The sequence below is a fragment of the Mycobacterium sp. GA-1285 genome (genome assembly GCF_001499905.1).
Taxonomy (GTDB): Bacteria; Actinomycetota; Actinomycetes; order Mycobacteriales; family Mycobacteriaceae; genus Mycobacterium.
The window spans coordinates 225,347-246,618 of the sequence record NZ_LQIS01000045.1 but is presented as its reverse complement, the minus strand read 5'-3'; the positions used below and the strand labels follow the sequence as shown (position 1 = coordinate 246,618).

Below are 21,272 nucleotides of genomic sequence, written 5' to 3'. Positions count from 1 at the left end.
CATCAGACAACAACTCAAATCGCGACATCCCTCAAGCCTCAGGCACAACACCCGAAACCTTTGTCAGACACGCCCTAGACCGTCGCGCGGTCGCGGCCCTCCCAGTAGGGCTTGCGCAGTTCCTTCTTCAGGATCTTGCCGGTCGGATTGCGCGGCAACTCGTCGGTGATGTCGACGGTCTTCGGGCACTTGTACGCCGCGAGCCGTTCCCGGCACCACGCGATAACCTCCTCGGAGGTGATCGAATCCTCGACCGACACAACCGCTTTGACCACCTCACCCCACTTCTCGTCGGGCACGCCGATCACGGCGACGTCGGTCACCGCGGGATGTTCGGCGATGACGCGCTCGACTTCGATGGAGTAGATGTTCTCGCCGCCGGAGATGATCATGTCCTTGAGGCGATCCTCTACGAAGATGTAACCCTCTTCGTCGATGCGGCCGATGTCTCCCGTGCGGAACCAGCCGTCGTCGGTGATCGCCTCTGCCGTCGCCTCAGGCTTGTTGTGATAGCCCTTCATCAGTTGTGGTGTGCGGAACCACAATTCGCCCTGCCCACCGGCCGGCACGTCGTTCAGTGTGTCCGGGTCGACCACCCGGACCTCGGCGCCGGGGATCACCCGGCCGGCGCTGACCAGCCGTTCCTCGGTGCCGGAGCGGTGGTCGTCGGGAAGCAGCTGGCTGATCACCCCGCATACCTCGGTCAGCCCGTATACCTGGATGAAATCGGTGTTGGGCCACGCCTCCAACGCCGCCCGCAGCAGCGGCAGCGGCATCGGCGACGCGCCGTACACGTACGTCTTCAGTGCCCCGAACAGCTTGACCGCGTCCTCGCCGGACTCCAGCACTTTGGCCAGCACCGCGGGCACCAGGAAGGTCCGGTTGGCGCCCTTGAGGATCGCGCCCGCCAGCGACGCGCCGTCGACCTCGCGCGTCATCACGCTCGGAACGCCGTCGTGGATGCCGAACTGCACGTAGGACGATCCGCCGACGTGGAAGAGCGGCATCGACACCATGTTCTTGTCGCCGTCGTCGAAGCCCCAGCCGTTGTGCGCGTTGATGGTGTGCGCGATCAGGTTGGCCTGGGTGATCTGCACACCCTTCGGGCGTCCCGTCGTACCCGACGAGTACATGATGATCGCCACGTCGTCGGGTTGGACGTCGTCGCCACGGTTGACCGGAGTGCTGTCGGCGAGCATCGCCTCGTATTCGTCGCCGTCGCCACCCTCGGGGGTGACCTCGATGAGGTGTTCGAGAGTGGTGAGCTTGTCGCGGATCCTGTCGATCGTCGGCTTGAGTTCCGCGCCCACGATCAACAGCTTGGCCCCCGAGTCGTTGAGCACGTAGTCGAGTTCGTCGGCGGCAAGCCGGAAGTTGACAATCGCGTTCGCCGCGCCCAACGACGCGGCCGCGATGGTCAATTCAACGCAGGCCGGGTGGTTCCTGTCGAGGAAAGCGACCACGTCACCGCGCTCGATGCCGCGCTGCTGCAGGGCACCCGCCAGGCGGCGAACCCGGTCGTTCCATTCGGCCCACGTCCAGCTGCGGTCGAGGTAGGTCATCGCCTCGGCGTCGGGCTTGGTTTCGGCCCAATGCGCGAGCCGTTCGTCGAGGAATCGCGGGTCAGGCAGGTCAGACATGCCGCCAAGCGTGCCATGACCGTCGACTGGTCAGCCGTCTTTCGCGTAAACCTGCCGTCCGGCAAGGTATGTCGCGTGGATCTCGAGGTCGGCGATCTCCTCGGGCGCCACCGTGCGCGGATCGGCCGACAGCACCACCATGTCGGCATACTTGCCCACCTGCAGCGAGCCGACCACGTCGTCGGCGAACAACTGGTAGGCCGCGTCGACTGTCTGCGCCCGGATCGCCTGCTCGACGGAGATGCGCTGCTCCGGGCCTATCACCCGTCCGCTCGGCGCGGTGCGGGTGGCCGCGACGCTGATGTTGCGCAGCGGCTCTTCGGGGGTGACGGGCGGATCGTTGTGCAGTGAAATCCGCATACCGGTGGCGACTGCGGATCCGCAAGGCATCCAACGGCTTCCGTGTTCGGTACCGAACAACCCGTCGACGATGATGTCGCCCCAGTAGTGGATCTGGTCGACGAACACGCTGCAGACGACACCGAGATCGTGCGCGCGTTGCAGCTGGTCGTCGCGGATGGCGCCGACGTGCTCGAGCCGCAACCGGTGGTCGTCACGGGGCCAACGCCGCAACGCTTCTTCGTAGACGTCGAGGATGGTGTCGACGCCGACGTCGCCGTGCACGTGGCACGCCATCGGCCAGCCCTCGGGGAAGTAGGCGTGCACGATCTGGGTGAGTTGTTCGCGGGTGTAGTTGGCGTGTCCGCATGATCCGGGGGCGACGCCGATGGTGCGCGTGGCATCGGTGTCCAGGTACGGAAACGACAGGTCGACGTTGCCGATCCACGGCGAGCCGTCCACCCAGATCTTGATCCCGACCTGACGGAGCAGGTCGTCGCCATTGGCCGGCGTTGCGTCGGTGGACATCTGGGCGTTGGAGATCTCGTAGAGCCGCAGGCGCACGGTCAGTTCAGCGCGCAGCGCTTCGATCAGCGAACGAAACACCGGATCGAAGGCCATCTCTGAGCAGGTGGTCAGCCCGGCGGCGTTGAGCCGCTGCAGTTCAGCGTGCAGCATCGCCGGATAGTCGGCGGGATCGATCACGCCGGCCAGAAGGCTGAACACCGCGGCGGTCTCCTCCGCGGTGCCGTCGAGCTCACCGTCGGCGTCGCGGCCGTACCGGGCGCCTTTGGGGTCGGGAGTGTCGCGGGTGAGTCCGAACCGTCGGGCGGTGGCACTGTTGAAGAAGGCCTTGTGCCCCGAGTTGTGCACGATCACCAAGGGGGTGTCGGGTGCGACGTCGTCGAGCCCGGCCAGCGTCGGCTCCGGTAATCCGGCCTGCAGCAACGGATCCCAGCCATTGAGGTATGCGCCCTCGACGCCGCGTTCGGCGACCTCGGCCTTGATGGCGGCGACGACGTCATCGGCGTTGGGCAAAGTGACCGGCCGGATGTCGACCATTCGCTCGGACAGCACGATGGCCTCCATCAGCGGATGACCGTGTGCCTCGACGAATCCGGGCATCACGCAGCCGTCGACGTCGCGAACATCGGTGTCGGGGCCGACCCAGCCGTCGATCTCGCTGCGGGTGCCGACCGCGACGATGCGGCCGTCGCTCACCGCAAGCGCCTCGGCGGTCGGCTGATCCTCGTCGACCGTCAGGACTGTTCCACGAATCACCAGGTCACCGCTCGCCACCCGGTCATCGTCTCAACCGGAAGGAAGATTCGATGAAAAAATGTCGCGCCGAGTGTCGATTTCGGTGGATGGTCGTTCGACGTGTCAACGAGGGCACGCTGACCGGGCCCCGTCCCAACCAGAAGGAGACACACAAAATGGCGCGTTACATGCTGATCATGCGGGTCACTCCCGAGGCCGAGGCGGCGTTCGCCGACATCGACTTCGACGAGGTCATCGAGTCGATGGGCCGGTACAACGAGGAGCTCATCAAGGCCGGGGTGATGCTGGCCGGCGAGGGGCTGACCGGGCCGGAAGACGGCTTCGTCGTCGACTTCGACTCCGACCCGCCAGTGATCACCGACGGCCCCTACACCGAGGCCAAGGAACTGTTCAACGGCTTCTGGATCCTCGACGTGTCGTCGAAGGAGGAGGCCAAGCAGTGGGCACAGAAATGTCCACTGGGCCCCGGCGTCAGGCTCGAAGTCCGTCTGGTCGGCGAGACCGACCAGTTCCCCCAGGACAATCCGTGGATCAAGAAGGAGATCCGGTGGAAGGCCGACCTGGCCGAAAAGGTCGCGGCGCAGGCCCGCGCCGAGGCCGACCGGCTCGCCTGAGGCAGCGATTCGTAAAGTGTCAGCGGCGGTGAGCGCCGTTGCGGCTCCGCAAATCGTCTAGGTGGCGCGGATCCGGATGGGTCCGCGCCACGCCGCGTTCGGGTCGAGCACCTGGCCCTTCTGGGTGATCTCGACCTCGCCGTTGCGGGCCAGGTCGCGGGCGGTCTCGCGGGCGTCGTCCATCAGCTCGCGCCAGTCGTCGCCGCCGACGGCGCGGGCCGCGTCCGACGGGCAGATCGTCTTGGCCGGGCCGCGCTCGCGGGTCAACTCGAGGATCGTCTCGCGCAGCCGCTGCCAGTCACTCACTCAGCCGAATCTACTTCCGTCACGCAGCCGGGGGCACGCTGTCCGGGGACATTCCCAGTGACCCGCTGACTGGAACTGGAACACGTTCTAGTCTGATGGCCATGAGTGATGCCCTCTTGCGCCATCCGATCCATTCCGGCCACCTCACCGTCGGGGCACTGAAGCGGAACAAGGACAAGCCGGTGCTGTTCCTCGGGGACACCACGCTCACCGGTGGGCAGCTCGCCGAGCGCATCAGCCAGTACATCCAGGCGTTCGAGGCTCTCGGCGCCGGCTCGGGAACGGCCACCGGCCTGCTGTCGCTGAACCGGCCCGAGGTGCTGATGATCATCGGCGCCGGGCAGACGCAGGGCTACCGCCGCACGGCACTACACCCTCTCGGCTCCCTGGACGACCACGCCTATGTGTTGAACGACGCCGGTGTCACGTCGCTGATCATCGACCCGAACCCGATGTTCGTCGAGCGGGCGCGGGGGCTGTTGGAGAAGGTGCCCGCGCTCGAGCAGATTTTGACGATCGGGCCAGTGCCGCCGGAGCTGGAGGGCATCAAGGGCAAGGCGGTCGACCTGACCGCCGAGGCGGCGAAGTACTCGCCGCAGCCGTTGGTCGCCGCGGACCTGCCGCCTGATCACATCGGCGGCATGGCCTACACCGGCGGCACGACCGGTAAGCCGAAAGGTGTGATCGGCACCGTGCAATCGATCACGACGATGACGACGATCCAGTTGGCCGAGTGGGAGTGGCCGGAACGCCCGAAGTTTCTGATGTGCACCCCGCTGTCGCATGCGGGCGCGGCGTTCTTCGTGCCGACGATCATCAAGGGTGGCCAGCTGTTCGTGCTGACCAAGTTCGACCCGGCCGAGGTTCTGCGGGTGATCGAGGAGCAGAGGATCACCGCGACGATGCTGGTGCCGTCGATGATCTACGCGCTCATGGATCATCCGGATTCGCACACCCGCGACCTGTCGTCGCTGGAAACGGTGTACTACGGCGCCTCGGCGATGAACCCGGTGCGGCTGCGCGAGGCGATCGACCGGTTCGGTCCGATCTTCGCGCAGTACTACGGCCAGTCCGAGGCGCCGATGGTGATCACTTATCTGGCCAGGGGCGATCACGACGAGAAGCGGTTGACGTCGTGTGGGCGGCCGACGGTGTTCGCGCGGGTGGCGCTGCTCGATTCGGAGGACAAGCCGGTCCCGCAGGGTGAGGTCGGCGAGATCTGCGTGTCCGGACCGCTGGTGTCCGGTGGCTACTGGAACAAGCCGGAGGCGACGGCCGAGACGTTCCGCGACGGTTGGATGCACACCGGCGATCTGGCCCGCGAGGACGAGGACGGCTTCTACTACATCGTCGACCGGACCAAGGACATGATCGTCACCGGCGGCTTCAACGTCTTCCCGCGCGAGGTGGAAGACGTTGTGGCCGAACATCCGTCGGTCGCCCAGGTCTGCGTGATCGGCACGCCCGACGAGAAGTGGGGCGAGGCCGTGACGGCGGTGGTCGTGCTGCGTCCCGAGGCCGACCGCTCCGACGAGGCCGTGGCCCGGATGACCGCCGAGATCCAGGCCGCGGTCAAGGAGCGCAAGGGTTCGGTCCAGTCGCCCAAGCAGGTGATCGTCGTCGACTCGGTGCCGGTGACCGCGCTGGGCAAACCGGACAAGAAGGCCGTGCGTGCGCAGTTCTGGGAGGGCAGCGACCGCGCCGTCGGCTAGTTTTCCTGCGCGAGCGACCGCGTTTGTACGTACGGTAGCGGCGCGTCGCGGGGCAGACACGGTCGCTCGCGGGGCGGGGTTAGAGCGTGACGACGAAATCCGCTCTCCCCCGGGCGGTTTCGATGCGCTCGGCGTTCGCGTCGTCGACCGCGCGCACCCACGCCTCGGCTTGCTCGGGTGACTTGCCGAACTCGACGTGCCGAGCGATGAGGCGGCGACGGCGTACGTCGGGCGGCGCGTCGACGAACCAGACCTCGTCGAGCAGGGTGCGGATCGTCGGCCACGGGAGGTCGTCGTCGAGTAGATAGTTGCCCTCCGTGACGATCAGACGGTGGCCGGGCAGGACGGGAATGCTGCCCGCGATGGGCTGTTCGAGATCGCGGTGAAACGCCGGCGCATAGACGGTCTCGTCGCGTTGGGCCTTGATGCGTTGCACCACAGCCAGATACCCGTAGGCGTCGAACGTGTCGATGGCGCCTTTGCGGTCGAGGCGGCCCAGCCGTCGCAGTTCGACGTCGGCGAGGTGGAAGCCGTCCATCGGAACGTACACCGCGTCTTCGGTCGCGGCCGTGATCGCCTCGGCCAGTGTCGACTTGCCCGCGCCCGGCGGACCCGTGACACCGAGGACGACGCGGGTCCGGCGGCGTCGCAGCGCGTCGAGGCGCCTAGTCCAGGAGGGCATCGATTTCCGCGGCGAAGCGAGCCAGCCGTTCCTCTTCGCTCGGAATGGCTCGCTGCTCGTCGGCGGCGCGCTGCCAGCCCAGCCGCCACATCCTCGCGATCGCCCGATCCCCCAGTCCCGCGTACGGATTGACGAGCGTGTGCGGGAACGCCTTGCGGCCTTCCCGATACGCTGTGACCAGCCTGTGGGTCATACCTTCCCACTCTCCGTCGCGAGCTCGGCGATAGCGCTGCGACACGCCGCAGGAAGACAGCGGATTGCGCTCCGCGACTCTCGGTGTGCGCCGGGCTCGGCACAATGAAGACGTGAGCGACGTGCAGGCGACCGTCGACGCGGTGTGGCGCATGGAGGCGGCGAAGATCGTCGCGACCCTGACGCGCTCCGTCGGTGACGTCGGGCTCGCCGAAGACCTTGCCGCCGACGCGCTCGTCGACGCGCTGGAGCAGTGGCCCACGACGGGTGTTCCGCGCAACCCCGGCGCTTGGTTGACCACCGTCGCCAAACGCAAGGCCATCGACTCGTGGCGCCGTCAGGAGAATCTCGACGGCAAATACGCCGCGATGGCACGGGAGCTCGAAAGCCATGTCGACGAGTCGTGGGACCCCGACCGCATCGACGACGACGTGCTCAGGCTGATCTTCGTCGCGGCGCATCCGGTGCTGTCGCGGGAAGGCCGGATCGCGTTGACGCTGCGGGTGGTCGGCGGGCTGACCACCGAGGAGATCGCCCGCGCCTTTTTGACGTCCACCCCGACGGTCGCTGCGCGCATCACCCGCGCCAAGAAGGCCCTCTCCGCCGCGAACGTGCCGTTCGAAGTGCCGGACCGCTCGGAGTTTCCGGAGCGGCTGTCGGCGGTGCTGAGCGTTATCTACCTGATCTACAACGAGGGCTATTCCGCGTCGTTCGGACAGCGCTGGATCCGCGACGAGCTGTGCACCGAGGCGCTGCGCCTCGGCCGGGTGCTCGCCGCCCTGATGCCCGATGAACCGGAAGTCCACGGCCTGGTGGCGCTGATGGAACTGCAGTCGTCACGCTTCGCGGCCCGCACCGACAGCGACGGCCGGCCGATCCTGCTAGAAGATCAGAACCGAGCCAGATGGGATCGGGCGCAGATCGGGCGTGGTGTGGCCGCGCTGGAGCGGGCTGCTAAAGCGTTGCAGCGCAAGGGGATTGGATGGGGACCGTACGCGCTGCAGGCGGCGATCGCCGAGTGCCACGCCACCGCGCCCACCGCCGTCGACACCGACTGGCACCGCATCGTCGCACTGTACGACGGATTGTCCCGCGCGGCACCGTCTCCGGTGGTCGAGCTCAACCGGGCGGTGGCGGTGGCCATGGCCAGCGGCCCCGAGGCGGGACTCGACATCATCGACTCGCTGACCGGCCTGAACGGCTCGTATCTATTGCCCAGCGTGCGTGGTGAACTGCTGTCCCGAATGGGACGTCGTGACGAGGCAGCGACGGAGTTCGAGCGCGCCGCCGCCATGACCGACAACGAGCGGGAACGAGAAGTACTGCTCGACAAGGCAACTCGAGCCCGCCAGCAGGTTCGGTGCGACGAGTGAGGTCGTCGTCGGCTATCGGGCACGCTGTCCCGGGACGAGCTGGGTCCACGACGTCGCGAGCGCAACGATAGCCTCACGGTATGGGCGATCGAATGGCACCCCCGTGGTGGCTCAAATTCGCCAACAAGTTGGTGATGGTGCTACTGCGTCTCGGGCTGCCGATCTCGCGTCATGAGTCCCCCGTCGTGTTGACCGTGCCGGGCCGCAGAACCGGCAAGCCACGGTCGACGCCGGTCACGCCGATGATCGTCGACGGCGCCCGTTACATCGTCAACGGCTATCCGGGCGCGGACTGGGTGCGCAACGCCCGCGCGGCGAAACAGGTCACGCTGCGGCAGGGCCGGCGTTCGGAGCGGGTGCGGCTGTTCGAGCTGACCCCCGACGAGGCGCGCCCGGTGTTGCGGCAGTTCCCGGCGCAGGTCCCAGTCGGCGTGGACATGATGACGCGCGCAGGGGTGTTGAAAACCGGGACACCCGACGAGCTCGAGGGGATGGCGGGCCGCCTGTCGGTGTTCCGCGTCAATCCGATCACGTAGCGTCTACGCCGTGTCCGACATTCGCTTGCCGTGGTGGCTGAAGTACGTCAACAAGGTGATGATCGGCCTGCAGAAGCTCGGCATTCTCGGTGAAAGAGGGCCCGTCGTGCTGTCGGTGCCGGGCCGCAGGACCGGCAAGATGCGGTCGACCCCGGTCACCCTGATGGAGGTCGACGGGCAGCGCTATGTGGTCGGCGGGGTGCCCGGCTCGGACTGGGCCGCCAATGTCAGGGCCGCCGGTGAGGTCACGCTGCACATCGGCCGCCGCAGCGAACGGGTGCGGATGGTCGAGATGCCTGTCGACGAGGCACGGCCGTTGCTGCGGGAATTCCCGTCGAAGGTGCCCACCGGGGTGGACTTCATCAAGGGCGCCGGGCTGGTCACCGGACCCAACCCCGACGAGTTCGAAGCACTCGCGGGCCGCTGCCCGGTTTTCCGCATCGATAAGGTAACCCCATGAGTGGCAACCCCTTTGACCCGTCACTGTGGCAATCCGTCGACGCTTTCGAACTGACCGACATCACCTATCACCGCCACGTCGTCGACGGCGTCGCACAGCCCACGGTGCGCGTCGCGTTCGACCGGCCGCAGGTGCGCAACGCGTTTCGGCCGCACACCGTCGACGAGCTGTACCGCGTCCTCGACCACGCGCGGATGTCATCGGACATCGGTGTCGTGCTGCTGACCGGTAACGGACCCTCGCCGAAGGACGGCGGCTGGGCGTTCTGCTCCGGCGGCGATCAGCGGATCCGCGGCCGCAGCGGCTACCAGTACGCCTCGGGTGAGACCGCCGAAACCGTCGACCCGGCGCGGGCGGGGCGCCTGCACATCCTCGAGGTACAGCGGCTGATCCGGTTCATGCCCAAACCGGTGATCTGTCTGGTCAACGGGTGGGCGGCCGGCGGCGGGCACAGCCTGCACGCCGTGTGCGACCTGACGCTGGCCAGCCGCGAGCACGCGCGGTTCAAGCAGACCGACGCCGACGTCGGCAGTTTCGACGGCGGATACGGCAGCGCCTATCTGGCCAAGCAGGTCGGCCAGAAGTTCGCCCGCGAGATCTTCTTCCTCGGCCGCCCGTACTCCGCCGAGCAGATGCACGCGATGGGTGCGGTCAACGCGGTCGTCGACCACGCAGAACTGGAGACCGTCGCGCTGCAGTGGGCATCGGAGATCAACGGCAAGTCGCCGCAGGCGATTCGGATGCTCAAGTACGCGTTCAACCTCACCGACGACGGGTTGGTCGGCCAGCAGTTATTCGCCGGTGAGGCAACGCGATTGGCGTACATGACCGACGAGGCGGTCGAGGGCCGCGACGCGTTCCTGGAGAAGCGGGACCCCGACTGGAGCGCCTTCCCGCGCTACTTCTGACAGGCGGTTGGCGTGCACTGGCAATCGCTGAGCGGCCGCGCCTGAGCGATCTGTGCACGGTTTGGAGCGGTGAGCGCGCGTCTTTGTGCACAAATCGCTCGCCTAGAATCACGGTTCGTGAGCAAGAGCCCGTTGCGGCGGTTGGCCGATCAACTCGTCCTGACCACCATGCGCCCGCCGGTCGTCCCCGAGCTGCTGCAGTACCAGCCCGGCCGCGACATCGTCGGCCTGCGGGGCAAGCGCATCCTGCTCACGGGCGCGTCGTCGGGCATCGGCGAGGCGGCCGCGGAGAAGTTCGCCCGCCGCGGGGCCACCGTCGTGGTGGCCGCACGCCGCCAGGAACTGCTCGACGCACTGGTCGGCCGGATCGCCGACGACGGTGGCGACGCCTGGGCGCACGCGTGCGACCTGTCGGATCTCGACGCGGTCGACGGCCTGGTCGAACGGGTCAGCGAGGAACTCGGGGGCGTCGACATCCTGATCAACAACGCGGGCCGGTCGATCCGCAGGCCCCTGGCCGACTCGTTGGACCGCTGGCACGACGTCGAACGCACCATGGCGCTCAACTACTACGGGCCACTGCGACTGATCCGCGGCCTGGCTCCGGGCATGCGCGAGCGGCGCGACGGCCACATCATCAACGTGTCGACGTGGGGTGTGCTGAGCGAGTCGTCGCCGTTGTTCTCGGTGTACAACGCTTCGAAGGCGGCGCTGACCGCGGTGAGCCGTGTCATCGAAACCGAGTGGAGCGCTGACGGAGTGCACTCCACCACGCTGTTCTACCCGCTGGTGCACACACCGATGATCGCGCCCACCCGCGCTTATGACGGCCTGCCGGGGCTGTCCGCCGACGAGGCCGCCGACTGGATGGTCACGGCCGCCAGGACCAGGCCCGTGCGGATCGCGCCGCGGATGGCCGTCAGCGCCCAGGTGCTCAACAGCTTCGCACCCGCGGTCGTCGACGCCGTGATGAAACGGCAACGCGTACAACCGAACAAGTAGATGCCGCACCCTGACATCGTGACCGTCGCCGACATCGCACGCGTCTTCGGCGCCGAACGTCCGGACGCGGTCGCGTTGATCGCCGACGAGCGCACCGCAACGTTCGGCGACCTCGACACCCGGTCCAGCCGGGTGGCCCAGGCACTGCGCCGCGCGGGTGTGGGGTTCGGCGATCGCGTGGCCTTCATCGAGAAGAACGGTGTCGAGTTCTTCGAAGTCGCTTGTGCGCTATCCAAACTCGGTGCGGTGATGGTGCCGGTCAACTGGCGGCTGGCACCCCCGGAGATGCTGCACATCATCGACGACGCCGACGCTCGGGTGGTGATCGTCGGCGCCGAATTCTTCGGTCACATCGAGGCGATCGAGGACCGGCTCTCGGCTCTCGTCGTCGCCGTCGGTGAGCACACCCGCTGGCCGGAGTTCGATCGCTGGATCGCCGTCCATCCCGCCGAGGATCCCTGCGTCAGGACACGACCCGGCGATGTCGCGTTCCTGATGTACACCTCCGGCACCACCGGGTCGCCCAAAGGCGTGATGCTGACCAACGACAACTACTTCTGCAAGGCCACCGGGATCGCCGACAAATGGCGCTTCGACGCCGACAGCGTGAGCCTGGCCGTGATGCCGATGTTCCACATGGCGGGCTCCGGCTGGGCGCTGGTGGGTTTGTGCGAAGGCGCGTGTACGGTCGTGCTTCGCGACGTCGACCCGCCGGCAATCCTCGAAGCCGTTGCGCGGCACAGTATCACCAACATGCTGCTGGTTCCGGTGGTGATCCAGCGCCTGCTGGAGACGCCGGGTGTCGAGACGACGGATTTCGGGGCCCTGCGCGGCATCGTCTACGGCGCATCACCGATCACCGACGATGTTCTTGCCAGGGCGCTCGAACGGTTCGACTGCGATCTGCTGCAGGTGTACGGGCAGACCGAAACCACCGGGTCCATCACCCAACTCGACCGTCACGACCCCGAACTACTGCGCTCCTGCGGCAAGCCGTTCGATTGGGTCGAGGTGCGCATCGTCGACGACGCGGGCCGCGACGTCCCCACAGGGGTGGTCGGCGAGCTGTGGACCCGCTCGCGCCAGAACATGCGTGGGTACTGGAACAACCCCGCCGCGACGGCCGCCACGATCACCGCGGACGGGTGGCTGAAGACCGGCGACGCCGGCTACGTCGACGCCGAGGGCTATGTGTACCTGCACGACCGGGTCAAGGACATGATCGTGTCCGGCGGCGAGAACGTGTACCCGACCGAGGTCGAGAACGTGCTGATGACCCATCCGGACGTCGCTGACGTGGCGGTGATCGGCGTGCCGGACCCGAGGTGGGGTGAGGCGGTGAAGGCCGTCGTGGTGCCGGCCGAGGGCTCGTGCCCCAGCGAGGCGGAGCTCATCGCTTACGCCCGCGAGCGGCTGGCCGGTTTCAAGTCGCCCAAGTCGGTGTCGTTCGCCGAAGACCTACCCCGTACCCCCAGCGGCAAGATCCTCAAGCGTGCGCTGCGCGAACCGTACTGGGAAGGTGTCGGGCGCCGGATCGGCTGAGCGTGATAGACACGATGTCATGGAGATTCTGGCCAGCCGGATGCTGATTCGGCCGGCGGACTACCAGCGTTCGCTGACGTTCTACCGCGACGAGCTCGGGTTGGCGATCGCTCGCGACTACGGTGCGGGCACGGTTTTCTACGCCGGCCAGTCGTTGATCGAACTGGCCGGTCATGGCGAGCCGCGTGCGGGCGGTGCGATGTGGCTGCAGGTGCGCGACGTGTACGCCACCGAGAAGGAACTGTCGGGTCGGGGTGTGCCGATCGCGCGGAAGGCCCGCGAGGAAGCGTGGGGGCTGCACGAGATGCACGTCACCGACCCCGACGGCGTCCAGCTGATCTTCGTTCAGGTTCCCGAGACCCATCCGCTGCGCCGCGACACGCGACAGTGACGCGATAGGACTCAGCGCGCGGGACTGGCCAGCGGCCAACCGACCGACGCCAACCGCGACGCAACCTGGTGCATCTCTTCGGGATTCGGCTGCTGCGCGGTGACCTGATGAATCGCCGCGCGGATGTCGTCCTCGGTGATGGTGTCGGAGTTCGCGCCCCTGAGTACCGCCTGCGCGGCGCTGACCACTTCGTCCTCGGCGAGCGAGCGCTTCAGCAGTGCGAGCAGCGGGAAGTAATCCGTGGGCGGGACACCCTCCGGATACCCGCGGCGCAGCCAGTTGAGCACGTTGTCCAGCACGCTGCGGTTCTCGGTCATGGTGCGACGCAACTCATTTCTGCGGCATGAAGGGAAAGAGGTCGATTCCCGTGTGGTGGATGATCGTGGCCCTGGTGATCCACAGCACCGCGGTGACGATCACCCACCCGACGAACACGAACAATGCGACACCGAGGGTTTTCCGGACCGGGTTGGGTGCGGTCACGGTGCCGTCGGCGGACTGGCCACCCGCGCCGCTGGAGAAGGCCATCAGCCCCACCGCGAACAATGCGGGCAGGCCGGCACCCAGCACCAGTCCCACCACCAGCACCTTGAGAATGTTCTCCAGATAGGTCATCGACGTTCCTCTGCTACACCGTCACCGGCGGTTTGGCGGGTTCGGGCATGGCCTCCTCGATGGCGGCCCGCAGTTCGGCGGGGACCACGGAGTTGGTGGAGTCGTCCCACTCGGCGTTGACGTTGGTGTGGTCGACCTTCTGCTGCTGGGCACGCCACCACATGTAGAACGACAGCCCGATCAACACCAGGAAGATGAAACCGTCGCCGGCGAGGTCGGAACCGGTGAATCCTTCGATGCCGTATGACAACCAGAAGGACAGCGCGCCAACGAGTCCCGCCGCGGGCAGCGTGATCAACCACGCGACGGCCATCCGCCCGGCGACCGCCCAGCGGACTTCGGCCCCCGGCTTGCCGACGCCGCTGCCCAGGATCGAACCGGTGGCGACGTGCGTGGTCGACAGCGCCATACCCGCGGCGCTCGAGCTGAGAATGATTGCCGCCGAGGAGGCTTCGGCCGCGAAACCCTGCGGAGACTGGATCTCGACCAGCCCCTTGCCCAGGGTGCGAATGACGCGCCAGCCGCCCAGGTAGGTGCCGAGGCCGATCGCGACCGCGCAGCTGAAGACCACCCAGAACGGCAGGCCGTTCTCCTTGACGTCACCCGTGAGGTGGCCGGTGGTGATGAGCGCGAGTGCGATGACGCCCATCGTCTTCTGCGCGTCGTTGGTGCCGTGCGACAGCGCGACCAGCGAGGCGGTCGCGACCTGACCCCAGCGGAAGCCTTCGCGGCGGCGACTCTCTGCCACGTTGCGGGTGATCCGGTACACCAGCCAGGTGCCGCAGCCGGCGACCAGTCCCGCGATGACCGGCGCGGCGACCGCGGGGACCAGCACCTTCTGGCTGATGCCGCTCCAGTTGACGCCCGCGGTGCCCATCGCGGCCAGGCCGGCACCGATCAACCCGCCGAACAGCGCGTGCGATGAACTCGACGGGATGCCGAACAGCCATGTCAGCAGGTTCCACAAGATGCCGCCGATCAGACCGGCGAAGATGATCGTCAGGCCGGTCGACGCGTCGATCGACGGCAGCAGGGCGCCGGTGGCGCCGTCCTGAACCTTGAGCACCGAGGTGGTCACCGTGACCGCGACCTCGACCGACAGGAACGCTCCAACCAGGTTGAGGACGCCGGCCAACAGGACCGCGGTCTTCGGTTTGAGCGCGCCGGTGGCGATCGAGGTCGCCATCGCATTGCCGGTGTCGTGGAAGCCGTTGGTGAAGTCGAATGCCAGTGCGGTCGTGATCAACAGCACGAGGACGATCAACTCAGCGCTCACAGGGCTAATTCTGGGTCCATGGCAGTCGTTTCACCTAATGTTCAACGCTGTTCGACCGGCGTGTCATTTGGCATTTCGCCTTCTCGGCCAATGTGTTCATCCATTGTTCACCCGCCGGCGGTCGAGCGTTTGCCGACGACGCCACACTCGTCTTGTTCCGTCGCGCACTAGCATCATCCAATCGGGAGTGGGTAGACCCGATGCGACACGCGGGAGGCACAGTGACGAAGTTTCTGGCCAAGATCGTCGCGTGGATCACAGCGGGTTATCCCGAAGGGGTGCCGGGGCCGGACCGGGTGCCGCTGTTCTCCCTTCTGCGGCGGCGCCTCACCGAAGACGAGGTGCGGACCGTCGCGATGGAGCTGAAGCGAACCGGCGAATTCGATGACGCCGACATCGGAGTCCTCATCACCCAGATCACCGATGCGCTGCCCACCTCCGACGATGTCGAGCGAGTGCGCCGGCGGCTGGCGGTCCGGGGCTGGCCCCTTGACGACCCGCGAGACGGGGAGGGTGACCCATAGCCGTCCTGCGCCCGGTCGCGGTCGGATCCGGTGCCGCGGCGCTGTCGCTGCTGCCCGTCGTCCACGACATGCTGGCCGGCCGTGCCGCCGTTCTGCCGGTCCCCGCCGAGAACGACCGCGAATCACATTTTCTGACAACGGCTTTGCGTGGCGGGGCGGAGATCGACGACGACGTGGCGGTGGTGGTGCCGACATCGGGCACCACCGGCACTCCCAAGGGTGCGATGCTGAGCCCCGCCGCCTTGACCGTCAGCGCCGAGGCGACACACCACCGGCTCGGCGGGCCGGGACGCTGGCTGCTGGCATTGGTGGCCCACCACATCGCGGGACTTCAGGTGCTGGTTCGCAGCGTCATCGCGGGCACCACGCCGGTTGCCTTGGCGCCGACCTTCGAGCCGTCCGAATTAGCCACTGCTGTCGCAGCTTTGGGGCAGGGGCGGCGGTACGCCTCGCTGGTGGCCGTGCAACTCGACAAAGCACTGCGGGACGAGCGGGCGGCCGGGGCTCTGGCCACGCTGGACGCCGTCTTGATCGGCGGCGGGCCGATACCGGTGGGCCTTTCCGAACGTGCGGCAGCGGCGGGAATCCCGGTCGTGCGAACCTACGGGATGAGCGAGACGGCGGGAGGCTGCGTGTACGACGGTGTGCCGTTGGGCGGTGTGCGGGTCCGCATCGTCGAGGACGATTCCGCCACTTCGGATCGGGGCCGAATTGTGTTGGGCGGCCCGATGCTTGCGAAGGGTTACCGCAATCCCGTGGACCCGGATCCCTTCGCCGATGCGGGCTGGTTCCGCACCGACGACGTCGGCGCCGTCGACGCCGAGGGACGGTTGACGGTGCTCGGCCGGGTCGACGACGCGATCGGCAGCGGCGGGCTGACCATCATGCCGCAGGTCGTGGAGGCTGCCCTGGCGACCCACGATGCGGTGGCCGAGTGCGCGGTGTTCGGGGTGCCCGATGAACGGTTGGGCCAGCGGGTGGCCGCGGCCGTCGTGATCGCGGTGGGTCGCGACGCCCCCACCCCCGCCGAACTACGCGCGCACGTCGCCGCGACCCTGGATGCCACCGCCGCACCACGCGAGTTCCACGTCGTCGCCGAACTGCCCCGGCGCGGCATCGGCAAGATCGATCGGCGGGCGCTGACGGCCCGGTTCACGATCTAGGTCGTGGGGGTTGTGACCAGCGGCTGTATTGAAGTACCGGGCAGACGGCGGGCGGTCTTGACCGCTGATCGGTGGTCATCTTGCGGTCGGCTCGACGAATAGGGTGGCGGAATGCCGACCAGTCGCAAGGAGATCGTCGCGGTCGCCGTCGGTGTGTTGCTGGTGCTCACCGCGTTCGTGGTTCCGCATTTGAACCTCGGGATCGTCACGCCTCTGATCAATGCGACACCTGCGCGCATACGCCAGTTCGCCGACACCGCGCCGATCTTCGGATGGTGGAACGCGCACATCGGATGGGGCACCGTTTTCGCGATCGTGATCGGCGCCGCGGCGGTCCTGTGGGGACCGACGATTGCGCGGCGACTGCCGTGGCGTGCGTTGCCCTGGGCGGCATGGGCGACGGCGTGCGCATGGGCGTTCTCGCTGGCCATGATCGACGGCTGGCAGCGCGGTTTCGCGGGCAGGCTGGCCGCCCGCCACGAGTACCTGCGTCAGGTCCCCACGGTCACCGACATACCCCACGCGCTGCGGACGTTCTCCGACAGAATCCTTGACTATCAACCTGATTCGTGGATCACCCATGTCTCGGGGCATCCGCCGGGTGCGCTGCTCACCTTCGTCTGGCTCGACCGCATCGGGCTCGGTGGTGGCGCGTGGGCGGGCCTGCTGTGCCTGCTGGTGGGGTCGAGCGCCGCGGCCGCCATTGTCGTTGCGCTGCGTGCACTGGCGTCGGAAGCGACCGCGCGGCTGGCGGCTCCGTTCGTCGCCGTCGCGCCGACGGCGATCTGGATCGCCGTGTCGGCCGACGGCTATTTCGCGGGAGTCGCGGCATGGGGTATCGCGCTGCTGGCGATGGCCGTCGGGGGCACGGCGCGGTGCCCTGTCGCCGCGGCGGCAGGGGCCGGTCTGCTGCTGGGTTGGGGCCTCTTCCTCAACTACGGCCTGGGCCTGATGGCCTTACCCGCGCTCGCGGTGCTGATGTGCGCGTCCGACTGGCGGGCCGCGGCCCGTGCGGCGGTACCGGCGATCGTGGTGGTCATCGCGATGGTGGCGGTTTTCGCGGTGCTGGGGTTCTGGTGGTTCGACGGCTATCACCTGGTGCAGGAACGCTATTGGCAGGGCATCGCCAACGATCGGCCGTTCCAGTACTGGAGTTGGGCGAACCTGGCCTCCGTCGTGTGCGCGATCGGCCTCGGCAGCGTGGCCGGTCTCGGCCGGGTGTTCGACATCGGGGCGATCCGGCGTCGGCCCGGTCTGCCCATGGTTCTTCTCGGCGCGCTGCTGGCGATCCTGTTCGCCGACCTGTCGATGCTGAGCAAGGCCGAGACCGAACGGATCTGGCTGCCGTTCACCGTCTGGCTGACCGCAGCCGGGGCGCTGTTACCGCAGAAGTCGCACCGCTGGTGGCTCGGCGTCAACGTGGTGGGGGCCCTGCTGCTCAATCACTTCATTCTGACGAACTGGTAAGGGTCGCGGGTCACACCACGCGGTCGCCCAGCATCAGGCGAGCACCGCCTCGGCCGCCAAGGCGAACCGGCTGCCCGGTGAGCATCTGCGGCGCACCGTGTCGATGTCGTCGACGGTGTCGAAGTCGGCGAGCTCGTCGAGCATCTCGACGTCTATTCCGTTGTCGCGCAACGCCGCCAGTGTCAACGCGCCGGTGTCGGACCGCGACATCGGCACATTCCGCAGACATTCGGCCATCGACGGGTGCGAGACACCCAACACCCACCACCCGCCGTCGGCGGCGGGTCCGAGGACCGCATCGGCTACCGTCAGCGCTCGGCCGCACTCGGCGAGCAGGCCGGCGGTGACCTGCGGGGTGTCCATGCCGATCTGCAGGACGGAATCACCGGCGAAAGCGTCGGCGTGCGCGTTGGCCAAACGCTCGGCGAAGTCGGCTCCGCGTTGATGTATCACCGTGAATCCGTCTAGGCGGCAGACGATTTCGTCACCACGGCAGCCCTTTGCCGCGTCGCCGGTCATCGCGACGACCCTGCGCCCGACGGGCGCGGCGGCGACCGCGTCGAGCGTGTCGAGCAGCGCGGCGGCGGCGAGGTCGGCCGCGGCGGCGTCGCCGATCGCCGCGGCGAGCCGAGTCTTCGCCAGACCCGGCACCGGCGCCTTGGCCACCACCAGGACCGTCACCGCGAGCACCGTCACGAGATCACCCGCCAGAAGTCGAAGGCGGCCACCGCGCTACCACGCACCGACCCGCTGACCTTGGACTTGCCTCCGGTCCGCGCACGGTAGTCGACATCGCGTTCGACGACGCGCCAACCGGCGGCCGCCGCCCGGACCAGCAGCTCCAGCGGATACCCTGAGCGGCGATCGCGGACGCCGAGCTCGAGGAGAGCGTCGCGGCGGGTCACCCGCATCGGAGCGATGTCGTGCACCGCCAGGCCGTGGCGGCGCCGCAGCCGCCAGCACACCGCCGCGGTGCCGAGCCGGGCGTGCCACGGCCACTTCAGCCCCGGCACCGGTCGGCGCCGCCCGACCGCCATGTCGGCGCCCCGATGAAGTTCGTCGACCAGGGCCGGTAGGTCACTCGGATCCAACGAGCCGTCGGCGTCCAGGACCGCCACGACGGGCGTCGTCGCCGCCACCACCCCGGCGTGCACCGCAGCGCCGTAACCGGGGCGCTTCTCGAGAACCACCTGCGCTCCGTGCTCCCGGGCGACCTCCGCGGTCGCATCCGTGCTGTTGTTGTCGACCACCAGCGGCCGATACCCGTCGGGAATGGCCGCGAGCACACCGGGCAGTGATTGCGCCTCGTTGAGACACGGCAGCACCACGGTCACCGGACAGGCGGGCATGGTTTCGAGGCTAACCAGCCCCCGGCCGCGCCCTCCAGAGGATCCATGACGAATCCCTGACATCGGCGCAGGTAGTCGCCGCCCCGGGGCTACCCTCGGAAACTGTGACGCGCGTATTGATCGCCGACGACGACAGTGTCGTGCGTGATGTCGTGCGTCGCTATCTCGAACGCGACGGGCTCGACGTGGCGATCGCGCACGACGGGGCCGAGGCGCTGCGGTTGCTCGGCTCCCAGCACATCGACGTCGCGGTGCTCGACGTGATGATGCCCGGCCCGGACGGCCTGACCCTGTGCCGCAATCTGCGCCAGCGCGGCGGGTACGCGATGCCGGTGATCCTGTTGACCGCACTCGGCGAGGAGGACGACCGGATCGCCGGCCTGGAGGCGGGCGCCGACGACTACCTGACCAAACCGTTCAGCCCACGAGAACTGGCGCTGCGGGTGCGCTCGGTGCTGCGTCGCGCCCCCGCGCCGGCGGGTCGGCTGGCGGTGGACATCACCGTCGGCGGCCTGACCGTGTCGACGGCCGCGCGCACCGTGACCGTCGACGGGTCACCGGTGTCGCTGACCAACCGCGAGTTCGACCTGCTGCTGTTCTTCCTCACCCACACCGACGTCGTGTTCAGCCGCGATGAACTGTTGAAACGGGTGTGGCACTGGGATTTCGGCGACCTGTCGACGGTGACCGTGCACGTCAAGCGGTTACGCTCGAAGCTCGGTGAGCACCACCGGGTGCAGACGGTGTGGGGTCGCGGTTATCTGTGGAGCAGCCAGGCGCGCTCACCGGGCTCACCGCAGGGGCAGAGCGCCTAGTGCCGACCGAGCTGTGGGAGATCATCGGGTTGGCGCTGGCGTGTTCGGTCCCGGTGGTGCTCGCGGGCGCGCTCGTCGTCCGCCTCGCCCGGTCGTGGTCGCTGGCGGTGAGCATGGTGGCGCTGGTGCTCATTCCGGTGTTGGCGACGTTCACCGGCGTGCTCGGCGCCAGCCGCTTCATGATCACCGAGACCTTCGAGAAGACCGCGATCGTCCTGGTGATCGTCTCGGTGGTGACGATTCCCGCCGCGGTGATGCTGGCGCGCTACCAGGCCCGTCGCACGGTGTGGGAGCAGGAGATCCGCGAGTCGGAGCGGGCCGCCGAGCAGTCGCGCCGCAGGCTGGTCGCGTTCGTCAGCCACGATCTGCGCACGCCGCTGGCCGGGATACGGGCGGTGTCCGAGGCGATCGCCGACGGCGTGGTGCCCGATGCCGAGGTCCGCGTCCACGCGAAAACCATTGAGCAGGAGTCGGTTCGGCTCTCCGAGATGGTCGACGACCTCTTCGAGATGTCGAAGATCAACGCGGGCGCTGTTCAACCGGTGTTCGACACGGTGGCCCTCGACGAGGTCGTCGACGACGTGCTGACCGCGCACCGGATCGCCGCCGAACGCGCCGGAGTGGCGTTGACGGCCGAACTACCGGAGGCGCCCGTTCGGGTGCTGGGCAGCGACCGCGCATTGGTTCGGGTGCTGTCCAATCTGGTGGCCAACGCGATCGCGCACACGCCGGCGGGCGGGCGGGTGACGCTGTCGCTGGGATCGGACGAGCACGGCGCGTGGGCGCGCGTCGACGACACCGGCGTCGGCATCGACGAGGCCGACCTGCCGCGGGTGTTCGACGTTGCCTACCGCGGGTCGAACGATCGCGTGCCGCGCGCCGATTCGTCGCTGCCCAGCGGGTCGGGGCTGGGGCTCGCGATCGCGGCCGGCCTGGTGCAGGCCCATCGCGGGACGCTGTCCGCGCACAATCTCGACACCGGCGCACGCTTCGAGGTGCGGCTGCCGCTGGCGGCGGACTGACGCTCGTACTCGCCGAACAACATTTCTGCCCGTCGACCAGCGCCTCTTACGACCGTGGCTTCT

General features: G+C 67.9%; 24 protein-coding genes. 14 read left to right on the top strand and 10 right to left on the bottom strand.

All coding sequences use genetic code 11. From position 1 onward, the window contains the following. Window positions 1-74: 74 nt before the first annotated feature. Window positions 75-1,640 carry a long-chain-fatty-acid--CoA ligase gene (locus tag AU193_RS18650; RefSeq protein WP_064423842.1) on the bottom strand — a complete coding sequence of 522 codons (1,566 nt, stop codon included), beginning with the start codon at window positions 1,638-1,640 and terminating at the stop codon, window positions 75-77. A 30-nt stretch (window positions 1,641-1,670) separates the two neighbouring features. Continuing rightward, window positions 1,671-3,278: an amidohydrolase gene (locus AU193_RS18645; protein ID WP_064423841.1), complete on the bottom strand. Its 1,608-nt coding sequence runs from the start codon at window positions 3,276-3,278 to the stop codon at window positions 1,671-1,673. Window positions 3,279-3,415: 137 nt separating this feature from the next. On the opposite strand from AU193_RS18645, the gene AU193_RS18640 reads away from it, so the two are divergent. Beyond that, window positions 3,416-3,874 (top strand): YciI family protein, encoded by a 459-nt coding sequence (locus tag AU193_RS18640; protein WP_064423873.1) that lies wholly within the window; start codon window positions 3,416-3,418, stop codon window positions 3,872-3,874. A gap of 57 nt (window positions 3,875-3,931) precedes the next feature. On the opposite strand, the gene AU193_RS18635 is transcribed toward AU193_RS18640, so the two are convergent. Then, window positions 3,932-4,180, bottom strand: a complete 249-nt coding sequence (locus AU193_RS18635; RefSeq protein ID WP_064423840.1) for a DUF3253 domain-containing protein — start codon at window positions 4,178-4,180, stop codon at window positions 3,932-3,934. Between the two features lie 101 nt (window positions 4,181-4,281). Between AU193_RS18635 and fadD8 the strand changes: the two genes are divergently transcribed. After that, window positions 4,282-5,892 carry a fatty-acid--CoA ligase FadD8 gene (fadD8, locus tag AU193_RS18630; RefSeq protein ID WP_064423872.1) on the top strand — a complete coding sequence of 537 codons (1,611 nt, stop codon included), beginning with the start codon at window positions 4,282-4,284 and terminating at the stop codon, window positions 5,890-5,892. Between the two features lie 79 nt (window positions 5,893-5,971). Here fadD8 and AU193_RS18625 read toward each other — a convergent pair whose 3' ends face one another. Then, window positions 5,972-6,574 carry a nucleoside/nucleotide kinase family protein gene (locus tag AU193_RS18625; protein ID WP_064423839.1) on the bottom strand — a complete coding sequence of 201 codons (603 nt, stop codon included), beginning with the start codon at window positions 6,572-6,574 and terminating at the stop codon, window positions 5,972-5,974. Then, window positions 6,558-6,767: a hypothetical protein gene (locus AU193_RS18620; protein ID WP_064423838.1), complete on the bottom strand. Its 210-nt coding sequence runs from the start codon at window positions 6,765-6,767 to the stop codon at window positions 6,558-6,560. Before AU193_RS18620 ends, AU193_RS18625 begins: the two co-directional genes overlap by 17 nt. A 151-nt stretch (window positions 6,768-6,918) precedes the next feature. Here AU193_RS18620 and AU193_RS18615 point away from each other — a divergent pair, with 151 nt between their 5' ends. The 7 genes from AU193_RS18615 (at window position 6,919) to AU193_RS18585 (ending at window position 12,978) form a co-directional block, all read left to right on the top strand. Beyond that, window positions 6,919-8,139 (top strand): RNA polymerase sigma factor, encoded by a 1,221-nt coding sequence (locus tag AU193_RS18615; RefSeq protein WP_064423871.1) that lies wholly within the window; start codon window positions 6,919-6,921, stop codon window positions 8,137-8,139. Between the two features lie 80 nt (window positions 8,140-8,219). Next, entirely contained in the window at window positions 8,220-8,675 is a 456-nt protein-coding gene (locus AU193_RS18610) for a nitroreductase family deazaflavin-dependent oxidoreductase (protein WP_064423837.1), read from the top strand. A 58-nt stretch (window positions 8,676-8,733) separates the two neighbouring features. Then, entirely contained in the window at window positions 8,734-9,135 is a 402-nt protein-coding gene (locus AU193_RS18605; protein WP_064423870.1) for a nitroreductase family deazaflavin-dependent oxidoreductase, read from the top strand. After that, on the top strand, window positions 9,132-10,043 hold the full coding sequence (locus tag AU193_RS18600; RefSeq protein WP_064423836.1) for a 1,4-dihydroxy-2-naphthoyl-CoA synthase: 912 nt from the start codon (window positions 9,132-9,134) through the stop codon (window positions 10,041-10,043). The genes AU193_RS18605 and AU193_RS18600 overlap by 4 nt, the downstream gene beginning before the upstream one ends. Window positions 10,044-10,160: 117 nt before the next feature. Next, complete coding sequence (locus AU193_RS18595) at window positions 10,161-11,045, top strand: SDR family oxidoreductase (protein ID WP_064423835.1); 885 nt, start codon at window positions 10,161-10,163, stop codon at window positions 11,043-11,045. Beyond that, window positions 11,046-12,587, top strand: coding sequence for a long-chain-fatty-acid--CoA ligase (locus AU193_RS18590; protein WP_064423834.1), 1,542 nt, complete (start codon window positions 11,046-11,048; stop codon window positions 12,585-12,587). It begins immediately after the preceding gene. 19 nt (window positions 12,588-12,606) lie between these two features. Next, the gene (locus AU193_RS18585) at window positions 12,607-12,978 is read left to right on the top strand and encodes a VOC family protein (protein ID WP_064423833.1); all 372 of its coding nucleotides are present in this window, start codon (window positions 12,607-12,609) and stop codon (window positions 12,976-12,978) included. A gap of 11 nt (window positions 12,979-12,989) precedes the next feature. Here the strand turns inward: AU193_RS18585 and AU193_RS18580 are convergent, their stop codons facing one another. The 3 genes from AU193_RS18580 to AU193_RS18570 are packed head-to-tail and all read right to left on the bottom strand — an operon-like array spanning window position 12,990 to window position 14,869. Next, window positions 12,990-13,295: a DUF3349 domain-containing protein gene (locus AU193_RS18580; protein WP_064423869.1), complete on the bottom strand. Its 306-nt coding sequence runs from the start codon at window positions 13,293-13,295 to the stop codon at window positions 12,990-12,992. A gap of 13 nt (window positions 13,296-13,308) precedes the next feature. Next, on the bottom strand, window positions 13,309-13,593 hold the full coding sequence (locus tag AU193_RS18575) for a hypothetical protein (protein ID WP_064423832.1): 285 nt from the start codon (window positions 13,591-13,593) through the stop codon (window positions 13,309-13,311). Between the two features lie 13 nt (window positions 13,594-13,606). Next, a complete protein-coding gene (locus AU193_RS18570; RefSeq protein WP_064423831.1) occupies window positions 13,607-14,869 on the bottom strand; it encodes an inorganic phosphate transporter in 1,263 nt (420 codons plus the stop codon). A gap of 221 nt (window positions 14,870-15,090) precedes the next feature. Between AU193_RS18570 and AU193_RS18565 the strand changes: the two genes are divergently transcribed. The 3 genes from AU193_RS18565 (at window position 15,091) to AU193_RS18555 (ending at window position 18,023) form a co-directional block, all read left to right on the top strand. Then, entirely contained in the window at window positions 15,091-15,393 is a 303-nt protein-coding gene (locus tag AU193_RS18565) for a DUF3349 domain-containing protein (protein ID WP_064423830.1), read from the top strand. Then, entirely contained in the window at window positions 15,390-16,556 is a 1,167-nt protein-coding gene (gene menE, locus AU193_RS18560; RefSeq protein ID WP_082683044.1) for an o-succinylbenzoate--CoA ligase, read from the top strand. Before AU193_RS18565 ends, menE begins: the two co-directional genes overlap by 4 nt. 111 nt (window positions 16,557-16,667) lie before the next feature. Next, on the top strand, window positions 16,668-18,023 hold the full coding sequence (locus tag AU193_RS18555; RefSeq protein WP_064423828.1) for a hypothetical protein: 1,356 nt from the start codon (window positions 16,668-16,670) through the stop codon (window positions 18,021-18,023). Between the two features lie 33 nt (window positions 18,024-18,056). Here AU193_RS18555 and AU193_RS18550 read toward each other — a convergent pair whose 3' ends face one another. Both AU193_RS18550 and AU193_RS18545 read right to left on the bottom strand, forming a co-directional pair. Then, window positions 18,057-18,719 carry a DUF2064 domain-containing protein gene (locus AU193_RS18550; protein ID WP_064423827.1) on the bottom strand — a complete coding sequence of 221 codons (663 nt, stop codon included), beginning with the start codon at window positions 18,717-18,719 and terminating at the stop codon, window positions 18,057-18,059. After that, window positions 18,716-19,372 carry a glycosyltransferase family 2 protein gene (locus AU193_RS18545; protein ID WP_064423826.1) on the bottom strand — a complete coding sequence of 219 codons (657 nt, stop codon included), beginning with the start codon at window positions 19,370-19,372 and terminating at the stop codon, window positions 18,716-18,718. Before AU193_RS18545 ends, AU193_RS18550 begins: the two co-directional genes overlap by 4 nt. Before the next feature lie 104 nt (window positions 19,373-19,476). On the opposite strand from AU193_RS18545, the gene AU193_RS18540 reads away from it, so the two are divergent. Together AU193_RS18540 and AU193_RS18535 are read left to right on the top strand one after the other, a co-directional pair. Continuing rightward, window positions 19,477-20,187, top strand: coding sequence for a response regulator transcription factor (locus AU193_RS18540; RefSeq protein WP_064423825.1), 711 nt, complete (start codon window positions 19,477-19,479; stop codon window positions 20,185-20,187). Beyond that, a complete protein-coding gene (locus AU193_RS18535; RefSeq protein WP_064423824.1) occupies window positions 20,187-21,209 on the top strand; it encodes a cell wall metabolism sensor histidine kinase WalK in 1,023 nt (340 codons plus the stop codon). The genes AU193_RS18540 and AU193_RS18535 overlap by 1 nt, the downstream gene beginning before the upstream one ends. Window positions 21,210-21,272 lie beyond the last annotated feature (63 nt).

Coding starts and splice junctions, on each gene's coding strand:
- AU193_RS18575 (WP_064423832.1), bottom strand. CDS start 13,593: ATGACCTATCTGGAGAACATTCTCAAGGTGCTGGTGGTGGGACTGGTG.
- AU193_RS18600 (WP_064423836.1), top strand. CDS start 9,132: ATGAGTGGCAACCCCTTTGACCCGTCACTGTGGCAATCCGTCGACGCT.
- AU193_RS18585 (WP_064423833.1), top strand. CDS start 12,607: ATGGAGATTCTGGCCAGCCGGATGCTGATTCGGCCGGCGGACTACCAG.
- AU193_RS18590 (WP_064423834.1), top strand. CDS start 11,046: ATGCCGCACCCTGACATCGTGACCGTCGCCGACATCGCACGCGTCTTC.
- fadD8 (WP_064423872.1), top strand. CDS start 4,282: ATGAGTGATGCCCTCTTGCGCCATCCGATCCATTCCGGCCACCTCACC.
- AU193_RS18650 (WP_064423842.1), bottom strand. CDS start 1,640: ATGTCTGACCTGCCTGACCCGCGATTCCTCGACGAACGGCTCGCGCAT.
- AU193_RS18615 (WP_064423871.1), top strand. CDS start 6,919: ATGGAGGCGGCGAAGATCGTCGCGACCCTGACGCGCTCCGTCGGTGAC.
- AU193_RS18620 (WP_064423838.1), bottom strand. CDS start 6,767: ATGACCCACAGGCTGGTCACAGCGTATCGGGAAGGCCGCAAGGCGTTC.
- AU193_RS18625 (WP_064423839.1), bottom strand. CDS start 6,574: ATGCCCTCCTGGACTAGGCGCCTCGACGCGCTGCGACGCCGCCGGACC.
- AU193_RS18545 (WP_064423826.1), bottom strand. CDS start 19,372: ATGCCCGCCTGTCCGGTGACCGTGGTGCTGCCGTGTCTCAACGAGGCG.
- AU193_RS18555 (WP_064423828.1), top strand. CDS start 16,668: ATGCCGACCAGTCGCAAGGAGATCGTCGCGGTCGCCGTCGGTGTGTTG.
- AU193_RS18580 (WP_064423869.1), bottom strand. CDS start 13,295: ATGACCGAGAACCGCAGCGTGCTGGACAACGTGCTCAACTGGCTGCGC.
- AU193_RS18640 (WP_064423873.1), top strand. CDS start 3,416: ATGGCGCGTTACATGCTGATCATGCGGGTCACTCCCGAGGCCGAGGCG.
- AU193_RS18610 (WP_064423837.1), top strand. CDS start 8,220: ATGGGCGATCGAATGGCACCCCCGTGGTGGCTCAAATTCGCCAACAAG.
- AU193_RS18605 (WP_064423870.1), top strand. CDS start 8,734: ATGATCGGCCTGCAGAAGCTCGGCATTCTCGGTGAAAGAGGGCCCGTC.